Here is a 12,369-nt window from a genome sequence, read left to right as displayed (position 1 = left end):
CCGTTAGCCACGTGCGCCGCGCTTATTGCTGGGTCGTGCTGCGCGTCTGCATGTAGCGCTGCACGTCGGAGAACGACACGCGACCGCTGCCGCTCGCGTCGATCTGCCGGAAATGGTTCGCGACGTAGCCGAGGCCGGCCGCGCGCGCCTGCGCTTCGGTGATCGAACCGGTGTTCTGCGTATCGGCCGTGCCGAACTGCCGCGCGAGCTTGCGCACCACCTGCGCGTGCAGCGCGGCGCCCGTCGTCTGCGTGCCGGCGGTCGGCTTGCGCGCGGCCGGCGGCACGTACGGATCGCCGAGCTGCGCCTGGCGCGCCCGCGCCGGGGTGGCGGCGTCGCTCGCTTGCGCGAACGCGGACACGGATGCGAATGTTGCAGCGCCGGCGCATGCAAGCGCCGCGGCAACGACGATGAAACGTTTCTTCATGTCAGGCTCCAGTCTGGAATGAGGTCGTCGACGGCCGACGAACGGCGCCGCCACGGGCGCGCGTCGCCAGGTCCGCCCATCGCATCAGTGCGCGGCCGCGTTGTAGAAGGTCACGAGGTCGGCCTTCTCCTGCGGACGCGACGTATCGTCGAGATAGACCATGTGTCCACCCTGATAGTCCTTGATCGTCAGGTTCGGTTGCGACCCGAGCCGCGCGAGGTCCAGCTCGGTCTGGTAGAACGGCGTCGCGATGTCGTGATACCCGTTCAGGGACAGCACCTTCAGCGACGGATTCAGCGTCAGCGCCGCGGCGAGATCGGGAATCGTGTCGGGCATCGCGAGGCCGTCGTGCGACCAGTCCCACGTGTTGATCGCGTTGCTGCTCAGCGAATACGCGGACTGCGCGCTGTACTTCAGCACGTTCGGCAGATAGCTGCCGATCGTGTCGGTGAACGGCTTCGTGATGAACGTGCTCGACGGGTCGCCGTCGGCCGCGAGCGGGCTCGACGACGGCACGTTCACGCGTGCGTCGTAGCGGCCGATCAGCGTGCCCGGGATCAGCGCCACCTGGAAGCTGTTGTCGAAGAACGTCGGGACCACGTTGAAGTCCGCATTCCACAGCGACTGCTTCACGCCGGTCGAATTCACCATCGTCGTGACGAGCGTCGGCGGGGGCGGCGTGTGGCTCGCGAGATACGCGTTCACGGCGGGCGCGTAGCTGCCGGCCGTCAGCAGGCGCATCTGGTCCGCATACTGCGGCAGGCTCGACGGGTTCGGATTGTCGAGCTGGTAGTACGCGCCGACGGTGCCGTAGGACGGCACGAAGCCCGCGCAGCTCACCGGGCTCGACCCGTTGTTCGAGTTGCCGATGTAGTCGCTCGCCATGTCGCAGTTCGCGTTGTAGTTCAGGATCGACGACTGCAGCACGATGCCGGCGAGCTTCACGCCGGCCGTTTCGAGCAGGTTCGCGAGCACGTCGGTGCGCGGCGTGCCATACGATTCGCCGAACAGGTATTTCGGCGAATCGTTGCGCTGGTTCACGGCGATGTAGCGCATCACGAAATCGCGAAACGCGCCGCCATCCTGGTCGACACCCCAGAACGTCTGGTTCGTGTTCGGCGCGATCGCTTCCGAGAAGCCGGTCCCGATCGCATCGACGAACACGAGGTCGGTCGTATCGAGCAGGCTTTCCGCGTTGTCGACGAACGGGAACGTCGAGGCGTTCGCGTTCGGGTCGCCCGTCTGGATCCGTTTCGGACCGAACGAGCCGAGATGCAGCCACACCGATGCGGAACCGGGGCCGCCGTTGTACAGGAACGTGACGGGCCGCTTCGCGGCGGGCTGGTTGTCGGCCGTGTACGCGATGTAGAAGAACGACGCTTCGGGCGCGCCCGTCTGCGGATTGCGCGCGACGAGGTGGCCGGCGGTCGCCGTGTAGCGGATCGTGTGGCCGTTCAGCGTGATCTGGTGATGGGTGACGGCGGCCTTCTCGACCGCGGCGGACGCATCGAGCGACGCGGTCGCGCTCGACGAATAACTGTTGGGATCGTTGTACGGCCTGTCCACCTGAGCGGCGGGATCGGCTGAATTGTCGGTACCTGCCGCGGCGGACGACGTCACGTCGTCGTTGCAGGCCGTCAGAATCAGCGAAGAGAACACAACTCCCAACAACAGCTTCGCTTTGCTCGCTGGCATCGTTGCTTTCCTTCTCTCGAATGTTTTTTGTGTCGAGCAGCCGGGTACGCCGCCCCCCGCCTCGATTGCGGCCGATAAGCCGAGGCGCTGGCCAATATACGCGAGCGGGTCGGCTTTGAAAAATTTGGAAATATTCGAGCGCGGGTCGGTGCGGTGCACACCTTTCAGGAATGCTTCGATTCGCACACCATCGTTTTTCAGCCGGCTTTCAGCGGTGGGCGCATGACCGTTGGAATGCGGAAGCCGCGCGGATTTCGTGCCATATCGGCAAACAAAATCGCGCGGCCGCGGGCATTGCTCAGCAAAGCGAAATAGACGATTTCGTCTAAAGGATACGGCCCGAAATGCGGGCGACACGCATGCGCTGCAGCGCACCAATGGCGCGTCGGCGACGGAACGGACAATGCAACGGCGCGAGCGCGCCGCTCACTGCGATTGCGGAAGCTCGGCTGCACCCATCCGGCGGGCAATGACGGCCGCGCGCTGCGCCTGGTAGGCCGAGCCGCGGTGCGCGTCGAACCAGCGCGGCTTCGGCAGCATCACCGCGAGGCGCGCCGATTGCCACGCGCCGAGCCGGTTCGCGGGAATCCGGTAGTAATAGCGTGCGGCGGCCTCGACGCCGTATACGCCGCGGCCCCATTCGACCGAATTCAGGTAGATCTCGAAGATCCGCTCCTTGTCGAGCACCGTCTCGAGCATCCACGTGATGATCAGCTCCTGCCCCTTGCGGATGTAGCTTTTCTCGCGCGACAGGAACAGGTTGCGCGCGAGCTGCTGCGTGATCGTCGAGCCGCCCGCGACGATCCGGCCGCGCGCCTTGTTCTTCTCCCATGCCTGCAGGATCGCGTCGACGTCGTAGCCGTTATTGGTCGCGAAGGTCGAATCCTCCGACGCGATCAGCGCGCGCTTCAGGTTACGCGAGATCTGGTCGTACGGCACCCACTGGTGCTGGACCTGCGCGGGCGGCTTGTCGCGCGACAGCCACCATGCGTCGGTACGCATGAACGCGGTCGAACCGGGATTGATGAACGACCACAGCGCGATCTGCACGAGATAGAACAGCTGCGTCGCGAGCCACGCGCCCGCGAACACCGAACCCGCATAGACGACCCAGCGGGTCGGGCTGACCGTGCGCATGCGCCGCGCGCCGCTTACCGCCGCCACCTGCCGCGCTCCGCTCAGGCCGCCGCGAGCGCCTGGCGCAGCGCGGCCAGCACGGGTGCGCCGTCCGGCCGCACGCCGCGCCAGATGAAGAACGATTCGGCCGCCTGCTCGACCAGCATGCCGAGACCGTCGGCCGTACGTGCGCCGAGCGACGCCGCATGCTGCATGAACACGGTCGGCTGCGCGCCATACATCATGTCGTATGCCAGCGTGCCCGCACCGAACGCGGCAGCGTCGCACTCCGGCAGCGCCGCGTCGAGACTGCCGGCCGTCGCATTGACGATCACGTCGTACGGTTCGGCACGCACGGTGTCCGGGCCGCCGCCCGCCAGCACGCAGCCCGCATCGTGCGCGGCCTGCGTGAACTGGCCGACGAGCGTCTCGGCCTTGCTCGCGGTGCGGTTCACGATCGTGATCGACAGCGGTGCGCGCTCCAGCATCGGCAGCACGACACCGCGGGCAGCGCCGCCCGCGCCGAGCAGCAGGATGCGCGCGCCTGCGAGCGACACGCCGAGATTCAATTCGATGTCACGCACGAGGCCGACACCGTCGGTGTTGTCGCCGTGGATGCTGCCGTCGGCGTCGATACGCAGCGTGTTCACCGCGCCGGCCGCCGCCGCGCGCGGCGACAGCGTGTCGGCGAGCGCATGCGCGTCGAGCTTGAACGGCACGGTGACGTTCGCGCCGCGACCGCCTTCGGCGACGAACGCGCGCACGGCGGCCTCGAAGCCGTCGACCGGCGCGAGCCGGTGCTCGTAAGTGATCGCCTCGCCCGTCTGCGCCGCGAACTGCGCGTGGATGAACGGCGACTTGCTGTGCGCCACCGGGTTGCCGAACACCACGTAGCGGTCGGCGCCGCTCGTCGGCGCGGTCGCGGTCATGATGCGCGCCCCTCTTCGCTTGCCTGACCGTTGCCGGTCGCGGCATCGTCGCCTTCGGCCGCCGCGCCGTCCGATTCGGCCAGCGCTTCGGCCTCGGTTTGCGCCGACGCGTCTTCCGCATCGACCAGCGTGTCGTCGCCGCCTTCGGTTTCGTCTTCGTCCTCGGCCGCCTCGCCGCTCGTCACGGTCGGCGCGTCGAGCACGTTCAGGAGCCGCACCGACGCCTCGATCGTCAGCTCGTCGAGCGACATCACGTCGAGCAGCACGCGCGTGCCGCGCGCATGCACGCCGAGCCCCGGCACGTGCAGCAGCAGCGGAATTTCCTCGAGACGCACGAGATCGCCCTTCACGACGCTCGCGACGACCTGCTTCTTCTGCTCCTGCGCAAGCCAGCGCAGGCACCAGAAGTATTCCATCCGGCGCTGGTAGTCGGCGTACGCGGTATAGGTGTCGTCGAAGCCCTGCACGACCGCGTACAGGTCGGCGTCCTTCGGCTTGAACGGCGCGGCGAGCTTCGCGGTGACGCCGTGCTGCACGCACGCGAGCAGCTGCCACTGGTTCACGAGGTCGACGTAGCGACGCAGCGGCGACGTGCTCCATGCGTACTGCGCGACGCCGAGGCCTTCGTGCGGCGCGGCCGACGTCTGCATCCGCGTGCGCTTCGGGCCCGGCGCGCCGAAGCCGCGCTGCGAGCGGTAGATGCCCGGCACCGTGTGATCGTGCAGGAACGCACCCCACGTCGAGTTCGCGAGGATCGCGAGCTCCGACACGATCAGGTCGAGCGGCGACCCGCGGCGACGCGGCGTGATCGTCACGTGCTCGCCTTCGACGTAGAAGTTGTAGTCGGTATTGCGCTGCACTTCGCGCTTCAGGCCATAGCCCGCGCGCGCGACCTGGCGCTTCTCGAACAGCGCCTGCGCGAGCGGCCACAGCACGGCGATGTCGTCCTTGTGCGGGTAGTCGCCGGTGCCGGCCGCGAGCGTCTCTTCGTTGACGAGCTCGTCGAGCGTGTTGTGGCGCAGGTTGCTCTTCACGAACACGAGTTCGGCGCGCGTCTCGTTCGCCACGATGTCCTGCGTCTCGCGGTTGACGATGATGTACAGCGACAGCGCCGGGCGGTAGTCGCCCTCCTTCAGCGTGAACACGTCGACGACGTCGTCCGGCAGCATCGTGATCTTGTCGCCCGGCATGTAGACGGTCGACAGGCGCGCACGCGCGATCGCATCGACCGCGTCGCCGCGCACGATGCCGAGCGCCGGCGCCGCGATGTGCACGCCGATCCGCACGCGACCGTCGGCCAGGTGCTCGACCGAGAACGCGTCATCGATTTCAGTCGTCGTGACGTCGTCGATCGAGAACGCCTCGACATTCGCGCGCGGCAGGTCGTCCGGCAGCGGGCCGACCGTGACGGGCGGAAAGCCCGTGCCGTGCGGGAAGAATTCCGCGAGGAAGCGCGCCTCGTGCAGCGCACGCGCCGACGCGACGCCGCCGCAGTCGAGCATCAGCCGCGCCGGCGACACGCCGCGCGCACCGGCCGCCGCCTCGAGCGCCTTGTATTCGATCGCGTTCTTGTCCGGGCGCGTCAGCAGCCCGAGCACCTTGCCCGCGAACGCCTCCGGCAGCTTGCCGGCCTTCAGCTCCTCTTCATACTGGACCTGGACGAGCGCCTGCTGGCGCTTGCGCTCGAGCGACGCGAGCGCCATCTTGAGCTGGTCTTCCGGCGCGCGCTGGTACTGGCCGCGCCCCTTGCGGCGGAAGTAGACGGGCGAGCCGTGCAGCCGCAGCACCAGCGCCGCGCGCTCGACCGCGCCGTAGGTCGCGCCGAAGTATTCCGCGGCCAGCGCCGTGTAGGTGAATTCCTCCGCCGGCGCGCATTCCCACAGGAAATCCAGGTCGATCTGCTGCGCGGCCGTGTCGGCTTCCTGCATCAGTTCGCTCGCGGCCGGCTTCTCGAATTCGATCAGCACGTCTTTTGCGCGCACCTTCGCCCGCCGCCCGCCGGGCAACTCGACCTGAAACGCGTCGCCCTGGCGCGACAGCACGCTGCCCGCCTTGAAACTGCCCGATTCCTCGAAGAAAACGTTCACTCAGTACTCTCGTTCAGACTGCCGGGCGCCGCATCGGCGGCGCCGCATGATGATGGGAATTCGATCGGCATGACGCCGGGCTCATGACGTCGTGTCGTCGCAAAAAGCGAGAACGTCGTCGACATAGTCGGCAAATTCGCTGATTCCGTGATCGCTGCCTTCGATCACGCGCGTTTTCGCGCCCGGGTAATGGGCGAGCATCTCGCGGTAGTCCAGCACTTCGTCGCCCGTCGCTGCGAACAGATAGTAGCGCTCGGGCCGCGAAATCGCCGGCACGCGCAGCGCATCGAGCTCCTGCAGGTGACGGCGTTCGACGACGATCGAGCCGCCGCCGTGCCACAACGGCTGTTCGCCCAGATATTGTTCGAGATCGCGTTGCGGCACGATCGCCGGATTCAGCAGCACCGCCTTCCAGCCGTGCTTTTCCGCCAGCCAGGTCGCGTAGTAGCCGCCGAGCGAGCTGCCGATCACCGTCACGTCGCGCGCACCGGCCACCTCGGCTTCCGCGACGGCGATCGCATCGAGCGGCGACACCGACAGCGACGGGCAGCGCCACTCGTGCGTGCGCCCGAGCTCGGCCATGCGCGCGGCGAGCAACCGCGACTTCTGCGACTCCGGCGACGACCGGAACCCGTGCAGGTACAGGATCACGCGCGGCTCCCGAGCGCGTCGAGCAGCTTCTGGTGCACTCCGCCGAAGCCGCCGTTGCTCATCACCAGCACGTGGTCGCCCGGACGCGCGGCCTCGACGACCGACTTCACCAGCAGGTGGAGATCGTCGAACGCATGTGCCTTGTCGCCGAGCGGCGCGAGCGCGTCGGCGAGGTTCCAGCCGAGCACGTCGCGCCCGGCGGGCGCGCCATAGCCGAACACCAGGTCGGCGTCCGCGAGGCTTGCCGGCAGTTGCGCCTTCATCACGCCGAGCTTCATCGTGTTCGAGCGCGGCTCGAGCACCGCGAGAATGCGGGAATTTTGACGGCCGATGCGCGCACGAAGGCCGGCGATCGTGGTTTCGATTGCGGTCGGATGGTGCGCGAAGTCGTCGTAGACGGTCACGCCGTCGATGCTGCCGCGCACTTCCATGCGCCGCTTCACGTTGCGGAACGATGCGAGGGATTCGGCGGCCTGGGCGGGCGGCACGCCGACGTGGCGCGCGGCGGCGATCGCCGCGAGCGCGTTCATCCGGTTATGGTCGCCCTGCACCTGCCACGCGACGGCACCGACGCGCTCGGACTGCGAATACACCGCGAACCGTTCGTCGACCGGCACGCCGTCCTCGGCTGGCAGCGCCTGCCAGCCGCCGTCGACGCCAAAGCGCTCGACCTCGCTCCAGCAGCCGCGCGCGAGCACGCGTTCCAGAGCGTCGGAACGGCCGTTGGTCACGATCCGGCCGACACCCGGCACGGTACGCACGAGATGATGGAATTGCGTTTCGATCGCGGCGAGATCCGGAAAGATGTCGGCGTGATCGAATTCGAGATTGTTGAGCACCGCGGTGCGCGGCCGATAGTGGACGAACTTCGAGCGCTTGTCGAAGAACGCCGTATCGTATTCGTCGGCCTCGATCACGAAGAAGCTCGAATCGGTCAGCCGCGCCGACACGCCGAAGTTCAGCGGCACGCCGCCGATCAGGAAGCCCGGGTTCAGGCCGGAATCTTCCAGCAGCCACGCGAGCATCGACGACGTGGTCGTCTTGCCGTGCGTGCCCGCGACCGCCAGCACCCACTTGCCCGCCAGCACGTGCTCGCCGAGCCATTGCGGGCCGGACACGTAAGGCAGGCCGCGATCGAGGATCGCCTCCATCAGCGGGTTGCCGCGCGTGACGACGTTGCCGATCACGAACAGGTCGGGCTTCAGGTCGATCTGCTCGGCGCCGTAGCCCTCGATCAGCGTGATGCCCTGCGCCTCGAGCTGCGTGCTCATCGGCGGATAGACGCCCGCGTCGCAACCCGTCACCGTGTGGCCCGCCTCGCGCGCGAGCACGGCAAGACCGCCCATGAAGGTGCCGCAGATGCCAAGAATGTGGATGTGCATAGATGAATGCTTTCGCGCCGCCGGGCGCCGTCGATTCGGAAAGGAAGGTCTGCGGCACGCCGGACAGGCCGCCCGGCCAACGACTTTCGCCGCGACACAAAGACCGCCATTGTAACTGACGGCCCGCCATGCCCGGCGGCCCGAACGACGGATCGCGGATGCTGCCCGCGCGGCCAGCGGCACGCACCGGCACCGCGTTCGGGCGTGGCGGCGATCGAGTATGATTGCCGGATCATGTCTCGCAAACCCCTTGTCGACCCGCGGCGCGCCCGCGAGGAAATCGCCCAGTCCGCCGCCCGCCTGATCGCGGAGGACGGCCTCGATTACGCCAGCGCGAAGCGCAAGGCCGCGCGCCAGCTGTTCGGCGATACGCGCGTTGCCGGCGAATGGCTGCCCGATAACGACCTGATCGAGGAAGAACTGCGCGAGTATCTCGCGCTGTTCCAGAGCGACACGCAGCCGGACGAACTGCGCCGCCTGCGCGAGATCGCGCTCGACTGGATGCGCCGGCTCGCCGAGTTCAATCCGTATGTGACGGGCGCGGTGCTGCACGGTACCGCGAACGAACATTCGGACATCCATTTGCAGATATTCACCGACAACCCGAAGGACGTCGCGATCTACCTGCTGAACCAGAACGTTCAGTACGACGTGTCCGAGACGCGACATTTCGCCGGCCGCGCCGACGTCGAGACGCTCAGCTTCCTGTGGCGCCCGCGGCGCGACGTGGACGCGATCGGCATTCACGTCGCGCTCTACGCGAGCGACGACCTGCGCGGCGCGGTCAAGGCCGACGCGCGCGGCCGGGTCCCGCGCGCGGACGCCGCCGCATTGCGCGCGCTGCTCGAGGCCAGCAACGCTCCTTCCGAACCGGAATGATTCGACGATGATGAAGAAACACATGTTGGCGCTCGCGGTGGTCGCGGCGGCCGCCATCGCCGGCGGGCTCGCCGCCGGCCACTGGTTCCGCGGCGGCAGCGCCGATGACGGCGTCGCCGTCGCGGCGCCCGCCGCGCAGGGCAACCCGGTCGACCAGTTGTGGGCCGCGTCGCTGACCGGCGTCGACGGCAAGCCGGCGTCGCTCGCCTCCTTCAAGGGCCAGAAGGTCGTGGTCAATTTCTGGGCGTCGTGGTGCGGCCCGTGCGTCGAGGAGATGCCGGAGCTCGTCGCGCTGTCGCATCAATACAAGCAGAAAGGCATCCGCTTCATCGGGATCGGCGTCGATTCCGACCAGAACGTGAAGAACTTTCTCCAGAAGGTGAAGGTCGACTATCCGGTTTTCGTCAGCGGTTATGCGGGTGCCGATCTGGCCCGAAATTTCGGAAATACGGCCGGCGCGCTGCCATTCACGGTCGTCATCGACGAAACCGGCAAGATTCGCGAGACAAAATTAGGACAAATCCAGCCGGCCGAGCTGAGAAAGACCCTCGACGCGTTGTGATCGTCCTGAACGACCGCCCGCACGTTGGCGGCGATTTGTGCGTCGATCGCCGCAATTTCGCGTGAATTCACCGATACTTTGCCGCTCCACCGGTAATTCTTGCAGGTCCGGCGCGCCTGGCCGTTCGGCAAAACTAGACAAATTTCTCTAAATAGCGCTAAAGTTCGCGCAATTCCGCAGAAATAGAAGCGACCATGACACGATTGCTGGTGCTGCACGGCCCCAACCTGAACCTTCTCGGCACCCGGGAACCGGAGGTGTACGGCCGCGTCACGCTCGCGCAGATCGATCAGGCGCTTGCCGCGCGGGCGCAGGGAGCCGGCGCCGAACTGTCGTCGTTCCAGAGCAACCATGAGGGCGCGCTCGTCGACCGCATCCAGGCCGCGCGGCAGGAACAGACCGATTTCATCCTGATCAATCCCGCCGCGTATACGCACACCAGCGTCGCGATCCGGGACGCGATCGCCGGCGTAGGCATCCCGTTCGTCGAGATTCATCTGTCGAACGTGCACCGCCGCGAAGCGTTCAGGCATCACTCCTACTTTTCCGACCAGGCCGAAGGCGTCATCTGCGGGCTCGGCTGGAAAGGTTATCTGTACGCGCTCGAGTACGCGCTGGACAAGCTGCAAGGCGCGTCGCGCGGCTGATTTCGCGATCTAGATTCAGCGCCGGCCCCTAACCGGCGCTTTCACGTATTGAAAGGGGAATTCCCGATGGATCTTCGTAAGCTGAAAACTCTGATCGACCTCGTTTCCGAATCCGGCATCTCCGAGCTGGAAGTCACGGAAGGTGAAGGCAAGGTGCGCATCGTCAAGAACGCGCCGCCGGTCTACGTGCAGCAGACGGCTGGGTTTGCCCCGCAGGTCAGCGCGCCCGCTCCGTCGGCCGCGCTGCCGACCGACGGCGCCGCCGCGCCGGCCGCAGGCGCGGCAGCCGCACCGGCCGTCCCGCAGGGCCACGTCGTGACGTCGCCGATGGTCGGCACGTTCTATCGCGCGCCGTCGCCGGGCGCCGACCCGTTCGTCCAGGTTGGCGACACGGTCAAGGAAGGCCAGACGATCTGCATCATCGAAGCGATGAAGCTGCTCAACGAGATCGAGTCGGACAAGGCCGGCGTGATCAAGGAAATCCTCGTCGAGAACGGCCAGGCCGTCGAATACGGCCAGCCGCTTTTCGTGATCGGCTAAGCCCGCCGCGCGGCCCTGCCGGCCGCGCGCCGCCGATGCTCGCCAGGCGCCGTTCGCGCGCCCCTCGAAGAGACGAATACTCGCTATGTTTGAAAAAATCCTCATTGCCAACCGCGGTGAAATCGCGCTGCGCATTCAGCGCGCGTGCCGCGAACTCGGCGTCAAGACGGTGGTTGTCTACTCGGAAGCCGACAAGGAAGCCAAGTACGTGCGCCTCGCGGACGAAGCCGTCTGTATCGGTCCCGCCCCGTCGAACCTGAGCTACCTGAACATGCCCGCGCTGATCAGCGCCGCGGAAGTCACCGATGCCGAGGCGATTCACCCCGGCTACGGCTTCCTGTCGGAGAACGCCGATTTCGCGGAGCGCGTCGAGCAGTCGGGCTTCACGTTCATCGGGCCGCGCCCGGAAACGATCCGCATGATGGGTGACAAGGTCACCGCGAAGCAGACGATGATCAAGACCGGCGTGCCGTGCGTGCCGGGCTCGGAAGGCGCGTTGCCGGACGATCCGAAGGAGATCGTCAAGATTGCGCGCGCGATCGGCTATCCGGTCATCATCAAGGCGGCGGGCGGTGGCGGCGGGCGCGGAATGCGCGTCGTGCACACCGAGGCCGCGCTCGTCAACGCGGTCAACATGACCCGCGAGGAAGCCGGCCGTGCGTTCGGCAACCCGCAGGTGTACATGGAGAAGTTCCTCGAGAACCCGCGCCACATCGAAATCCAGGTGCTGTCGGACGCGCACAAGAACGCGATCTGGCTCGGCGAACGCGATTGCTCGATGCAGCGCCGTCACCAGAAAGTGATCGAGGAAGCGCCGGCGCCCGGCATTCCGCGCCGCCTGATCGAGCGCATCGGCGACCGCTGCGCGGACGCGTGCAAGAAGATGGGCTACCTCGGCGCGGGCACGTTCGAATTCCTGTACGAGAACAACGAGTTCTACTTCATCGAGATGAACACGCGCGTGCAGGTCGAGCACCCGGTGTCCGAGATGATCACGGGCGTCGACATCGTGCAGGAACAGATCCGCATCGCGGCCGGCGAGAAGATCGCGCTGCGCCAGCGCGACATCCAGTTCCGCGGGCATGCGATCGAATGCCGGATCAACGCGGAAGATCCGTTCAAGTTCACGCCGTCGCCGGGCCGGATCACGTCGTGGCATACGCCGGGCGGCCCCGGCGTGCGCGTCGACTCGCATGCGTACAATGGCTATTTCGTGCCGCCGAACTATGATTCGATGATCGGCAAGCTGATCACCTACGGCGCGACACGCGACCAGGCGATCCGCCGGATGCGCATCGCGCTGTCGGAAATGGTCGTCGAAGGCATCCACACGAACATTCCGCTGCACCGCGAGCTGATGATCGACTCGAAGTTCGTCGAAGGCGGCACCAGCATCCACTACCTCGAACACCGGCTCGCCCAGAAGCAGCAGGTCGCACCGGAAGAAGCGTAAG

12 protein-coding genes are annotated in these 12,369 nt (G+C 66.8%); 5 read left to right on the top strand and 7 right to left on the bottom strand.

The features are described from left to right. Positions 1 to 22: 22 nt before the first annotated feature. The 7 genes from LMA02_RS02605 to mpl form a co-directional block, all read right to left on the bottom strand. The gene (locus LMA02_RS02605) at positions 23 to 427 is read right to left on the bottom strand and encodes an EF-hand domain-containing protein (protein WP_228906807.1); all 405 of its coding nucleotides are present in this window, start codon (positions 425 to 427) and stop codon (positions 23 to 25) included. 84 nt (positions 428 to 511) lie between these two features. Next, positions 512 to 2,122: a S10 family peptidase gene (locus LMA02_RS02600; RefSeq protein ID WP_228906805.1), complete on the bottom strand. Its 1,611-nt coding sequence runs from the start codon at positions 2,120 to 2,122 to the stop codon at positions 512 to 514. A 426-nt stretch (positions 2,123 to 2,548) separates the two neighbouring features. Next, the gene (mtgA, locus tag LMA02_RS02595) at positions 2,549 to 3,286 is read right to left on the bottom strand and encodes a monofunctional biosynthetic peptidoglycan transglycosylase (protein WP_228906804.1); all 738 of its coding nucleotides are present in this window, start codon (positions 3,284 to 3,286) and stop codon (positions 2,549 to 2,551) included. Between the two features lie 14 nt (positions 3,287 to 3,300). Then, positions 3,301 to 4,167, bottom strand: coding sequence for a shikimate dehydrogenase (gene aroE, locus LMA02_RS02590; RefSeq protein ID WP_228906802.1), 867 nt, complete (start codon positions 4,165 to 4,167; stop codon positions 3,301 to 3,303). After that, a complete protein-coding gene (locus LMA02_RS02585; protein ID WP_166726144.1) occupies positions 4,164 to 6,254 on the bottom strand; it encodes an RNB domain-containing ribonuclease in 2,091 nt (696 codons plus the stop codon). The genes aroE and LMA02_RS02585 overlap by 4 nt, the downstream gene beginning before the upstream one ends. 81 nt (positions 6,255 to 6,335) lie before the next feature. After that, a complete protein-coding gene (locus tag LMA02_RS02580) occupies positions 6,336 to 6,905 on the bottom strand; it encodes a YqiA/YcfP family alpha/beta fold hydrolase (protein ID WP_011655925.1) in 570 nt (189 codons plus the stop codon). Continuing rightward, positions 6,902 to 8,440: a UDP-N-acetylmuramate:L-alanyl-gamma-D-glutamyl-meso-diaminopimelate ligase gene (gene mpl, locus LMA02_RS02575; protein ID WP_228907597.1), complete on the bottom strand. Its 1,539-nt coding sequence runs from the start codon at positions 8,438 to 8,440 to the stop codon at positions 6,902 to 6,904. The genes LMA02_RS02580 and mpl overlap by 4 nt, the downstream gene beginning before the upstream one ends. Positions 8,441 to 8,521: 81 nt before the next feature. On the opposite strand from mpl, the gene LMA02_RS02570 reads away from it, so the two are divergent. The 5 genes from LMA02_RS02570 (at position 8,522) to accC (ending at position 12,368) form a co-directional block, all read left to right on the top strand. Then, positions 8,522 to 9,166, top strand: coding sequence for a UDP-N-acetylmuramate--alanine ligase (locus tag LMA02_RS02570; RefSeq protein WP_228906800.1), 645 nt, complete (start codon positions 8,522 to 8,524; stop codon positions 9,164 to 9,166). Between the two features lie 7 nt (positions 9,167 to 9,173). Further along, a complete protein-coding gene (locus LMA02_RS02565) occupies positions 9,174 to 9,728 on the top strand; it encodes a TlpA family protein disulfide reductase (protein WP_228906799.1) in 555 nt (184 codons plus the stop codon). A 194-nt stretch (positions 9,729 to 9,922) separates the two neighbouring features. Next, positions 9,923 to 10,375 carry a type II 3-dehydroquinate dehydratase gene (aroQ, locus tag LMA02_RS02560; protein ID WP_228906797.1) on the top strand — a complete coding sequence of 151 codons (453 nt, stop codon included), beginning with the start codon at positions 9,923 to 9,925 and terminating at the stop codon, positions 10,373 to 10,375. A gap of 66 nt (positions 10,376 to 10,441) precedes the next feature. After that, positions 10,442 to 10,915, top strand: coding sequence for an acetyl-CoA carboxylase biotin carboxyl carrier protein (accB, locus tag LMA02_RS02555; protein ID WP_166722728.1), 474 nt, complete (start codon positions 10,442 to 10,444; stop codon positions 10,913 to 10,915). An 85-nt stretch (positions 10,916 to 11,000) separates the two neighbouring features. Beyond that, entirely contained in the window at positions 11,001 to 12,368 is a 1,368-nt protein-coding gene (accC, locus tag LMA02_RS02550) for an acetyl-CoA carboxylase biotin carboxylase subunit (protein WP_175744817.1), read from the top strand. Position 12,369: the final 1 nt, after the last annotated feature.

It is taken from the genome of Burkholderia sp. B21-005, assembly GCF_020843965.1.
Lineage (GTDB): Bacteria > Pseudomonadota > Gammaproteobacteria > Burkholderiales > Burkholderiaceae > Burkholderia > Burkholderia ambifaria.
The sequence above is the reverse complement of the archived record's forward strand: the minus strand, read 5'-3'. Positions and strand labels throughout refer to the sequence as shown.

What these genes read in the sequence shown, in the direction of transcription:
- accB (WP_166722728.1), top strand. Translation starts at nt 10,442, where the DNA reads ATGGATCTTCGTAAGCTGAAAACTCTGATCGACCTCGTTTCCGAATCC.
- LMA02_RS02600 (WP_228906805.1), bottom strand. Translation starts at nt 2,122, where the DNA reads ATGCCAGCGAGCAAAGCGAAGCTGTTGTTGGGAGTTGTGTTCTCTTCG.
- LMA02_RS02565 (WP_228906799.1), top strand. Translation starts at nt 9,174, where the DNA reads ATGATGAAGAAACACATGTTGGCGCTCGCGGTGGTCGCGGCGGCCGCC.
- LMA02_RS02605 (WP_228906807.1), bottom strand. Translation starts at nt 427, where the DNA reads ATGAAGAAACGTTTCATCGTCGTTGCCGCGGCGCTTGCATGCGCCGGC.
- LMA02_RS02570 (WP_228906800.1), top strand. Translation starts at nt 8,522, where the DNA reads ATGTCTCGCAAACCCCTTGTCGACCCGCGGCGCGCCCGCGAGGAAATC.
- aroE (WP_228906802.1), bottom strand. Translation starts at nt 4,167, where the DNA reads ATGACCGCGACCGCGCCGACGAGCGGCGCCGACCGCTACGTGGTGTTC.
- accC (WP_175744817.1), top strand. Translation starts at nt 11,001, where the DNA reads ATGTTTGAAAAAATCCTCATTGCCAACCGCGGTGAAATCGCGCTGCGC.
- aroQ (WP_228906797.1), top strand. Translation starts at nt 9,923, where the DNA reads ATGACACGATTGCTGGTGCTGCACGGCCCCAACCTGAACCTTCTCGGC.